At 40.8% G+C, this 2954-nt stretch carries 3 protein-coding genes; 2 read left to right on the top strand and 1 reads right to left on the bottom strand.

Annotation, left to right across the window (positions count from 1 at the left end):
* Nucleotides 1-374, bottom strand: a 374-nt coding sequence (locus QZ158_RS08160; protein ID WP_293887496.1) for a GntR family transcriptional regulator, incomplete at its 3' end; no start/stop codon positions are given.
* Nucleotides 375-695: 321 nt separating this feature from the next.
* On the opposite strand from QZ158_RS08160, the gene QZ158_RS08155 reads away from it, so the two are divergent.
* Together QZ158_RS08155 and QZ158_RS08150 are read left to right on the top strand one after the other, a co-directional pair.
* Entirely contained in the window at nucleotides 696-2483 is a 1788-nt protein-coding gene (locus QZ158_RS08155) for a beta-galactosidase family protein (RefSeq protein ID WP_000196619.1), read from the top strand.
* Nucleotides 2480-2954: PTS system mannose/fructose/N-acetylgalactosamine-transporter subunit IIB (locus QZ158_RS08150; RefSeq protein WP_000156968.1), on the top strand; the 475-nt coding region annotated here is incomplete at its 3' end. The genes QZ158_RS08155 and QZ158_RS08150, both read left to right, overlap by 4 nt.

The raw sequence follows: 2954 nt of genomic DNA, 5'->3' as shown, positions 1-2954 counted from the left end.
TGACGAATACGTTCAATCTTATAGTAGAATTGATCTCCACGTAGGCCGAGTTTCTCTAAATATTCAAGCTTGTTTCCGCGCTCGATAGAAAGGACAGTAACTTTATCGTCTTTTGTTTCAAAGATTTCGACATCTGAAAACTCAACGAGTTTGTGCTTGCGGGCACGTGAAACGAAAGTACCTTTACCTTGTTGGCGGACAATGTAGCCGTCTTTAGCAAGGTCGTTCAAGGCACGAACAACTGTGATTGAACTCACATCGTACATCGCGATCAATTCGGCTTCTGTATAAAATTTATCTCCACTTGCAAATTGACCAGAGATGATTTTATTTTTTAATTCATCTTTAATATATTGGTATTTAGGAATAGCCATAAATTTCACCTCGATTCTCTTTCTCCAATTTTGATTTTACCACAAATATAGAGAAAAGAGTAGTATTAAGGTCAAAAAATTAAAATAATAGACTAAAAATGTTATTTTACATGTAAAAAAATTCATTTGATGTTCTTGTGAATTATCATACATAAAAAGATCGTTTTCATGCTATTTTTAGATAATTTCGGTAAACGGTAAGTAAAAAAATAGAAAAATTTTAAATAATTTTCTAAAACCTATTGACAAATGCAAAAGATTTGATTATAGTTAATATTATAATAAATGAAAGCGCAAACTTAATTCGTCAGAGGTAATAACATGACCAGATTTAAAATTGAGGACGATTTCTATTTAGACGGAAAACCGTTCAAGATTTTGTCCGGCGCCATTCATTATTTTAGGATTCCAGCAGAGGATTGGTATCATTCTCTCTATAACTTAAAGGCGCTTGGCTTTAATACAGTCGAGACCTATGTGGCTTGGAATTTACACGAACCTGTTGAAGGGGAGTTTGATTTTGAAGGTGCCAGAAATTTGGAGAGATTTCTTCAAATTGCACAAGATCTAGGTCTCTATGCCATTGTACGCCCGTCTCCATTTATCTGTGCGGAATGGGAATTTGGTGGCTTGCCGGCTTGGCTCTTGACAAAGGACATGCGAATTCGCTCGTCCGACCCGGCCTACATCGAGGCTGTTGCTCGCTATTATGACCAATTATTGCCAAGGCTTGTGCCTCGCTTGTTGGATAATGGTGGAAACATTCTTATGATGCAAGTCGAAAATGAATATGGCTCTTATGGAGAAGATAAGTCTTATCTACGAGCAATTCGGAAATTGATGGAAGACCGAGGGATTGATTGCCCACTCTTTACTTCAGATGGCCCATGGAGGGCTACTCTGAAAGCCGGAACCTTGATCGAAGACGATCTCTTTGTGACAGGAAACTTCGGTTCTAAAGCTCCGTACAACTTTTCACAGATGCAGGAATTCTTTGATGAGCATGGCAAGAAATGGCCCCTCATGTGTATGGAATTCTGGGATGGTTGGTTCAACCGTTGGAAAGAACCCATCATCACTCGTGATCCTAAAGAATTGGCAGAAGCTGTTCGAGAGGTATTGGAGCAAGGCTCTATCAACCTTTACATGTTCCATGGTGGAACAAACTTTGGTTTCATGAATGGTTGCTCGGCTCGAGGAACTCTGGATTTGCCACAAGTCACATCTTACGACTATGATGCCCTTCTGGATGAAGAAGGAAATCCAACTGCTAAATACCTAGCAGTCAAGAAGATGATGGCAACCCACTTCCCAGAGTATCCACAGTTGGAACCACTCTATAAGGAAAGCATGGAGATAGGGTCCATTCCATTGGTCGAAAAAGTTTCCTTGTTTGAAACCCTGGATAATCTCTCTAGTCCTACTGAAAGCCTCTATCCAAAAGCGATGGAAGAACTTGGTCAAAGTTATGGCTACCTTCTCTACCGCACTGAGGCAAGTTGGGATGCAGAAGAGGAACGTCTCCGTATCATCGATGGACGTGACCGAGCTCAACTCTTTGTAGATGGTCAATGGATTGCTACTCAATACCAGACAGAGATTGGTGAAGATATCTACTGTCAGGGCAATCGAGAAGGCTTTTCAGAGATTGACATCTTGATTGAAAATATGGGGCGTGTCAACTACGGACATAAGTTTTTGGCAGATACGCAGCGTAAAGGAATTCGAACAGGTGTCTGCAAGGATCTACATTTCTTACTGAATTGGAAACAATATCCACTGCCACTGGATAATCCTGAGAAGATTGATTTTTCAAAAGGATGGACAGAAGGACAACCAGCCTTTTACGCTTTCGACTTTACTGTTGAAGAGCCGAAGGATACCTACTTAGACTTGTCTGAGTTTGGTAAGGGAGTTGCCTTTGTCAACGGGCGTCACTTAGGACGTTTCTGGAACGTCGGCCCGACCCTCTCACTTTATATCCCTCATAGCTATCTCAAGGAAGGTGCTAACCGCATCATCATCTTTGAAACTGAGGGCGAATATAAAGAAGAGATTCATTTAACTCGTAAACCTACACTAAAACACATAAAGGGGGAAAACTTATGACAATTGTAGGATGCCGTATCGATGGACGTTTGATCCACGGTCAAGTAGCCAATCTTTGGGCTGGAAAACTAAATGTTTCACGCATTATGGTTGTAGACGACGAAGTTGTTAACAACGATATTGAAAAGAGTGGTTTGAAACTTGCGACACCACCAGGTGTGAAACTCAGTATCTTGCCAGTTGAGAAAGCAGCAGCAAATATCCTTGCTGGTAAATACGATAGCCAACGTCTCTTTATCGTTGCACGTAAACCAGACCGTTTCCTTGGTTTGGTCGAAGCAGGTGTTCCGCTTGAAACACTCAATGTCGGCAATATGTCTCAAACACCAGAAACTCGCTCTATCACACGTTCTATCAACGTGGTAGACAAGGATGTGGAAGATTTCCACAAACTAGCAGAAAAAGGTGTGAAACTCACTGCTCAAATGGTTCCAAATGATCCAGTTTCAGACTTTTTGAGCTTATTAAAAT

This window comes from Streptococcus sp. A12 (assembly GCF_905372335.1).
Lineage (GTDB): Bacteria > Bacillota > Bacilli > Lactobacillales > Streptococcaceae > Streptococcus.
The sequence above is the reverse complement of the archived record's forward strand: the minus strand, read 5'-3'. Positions and strand labels throughout refer to the sequence as shown.

Bases quoted from the DNA above. Each gene is read 5' to 3' on its own strand.
- QZ158_RS08155 (WP_000196619.1), top strand. From the start codon at position 696: ATGACCAGATTTAAAATTGAGGACGATTTCTATTTAGACGGAAAACCG.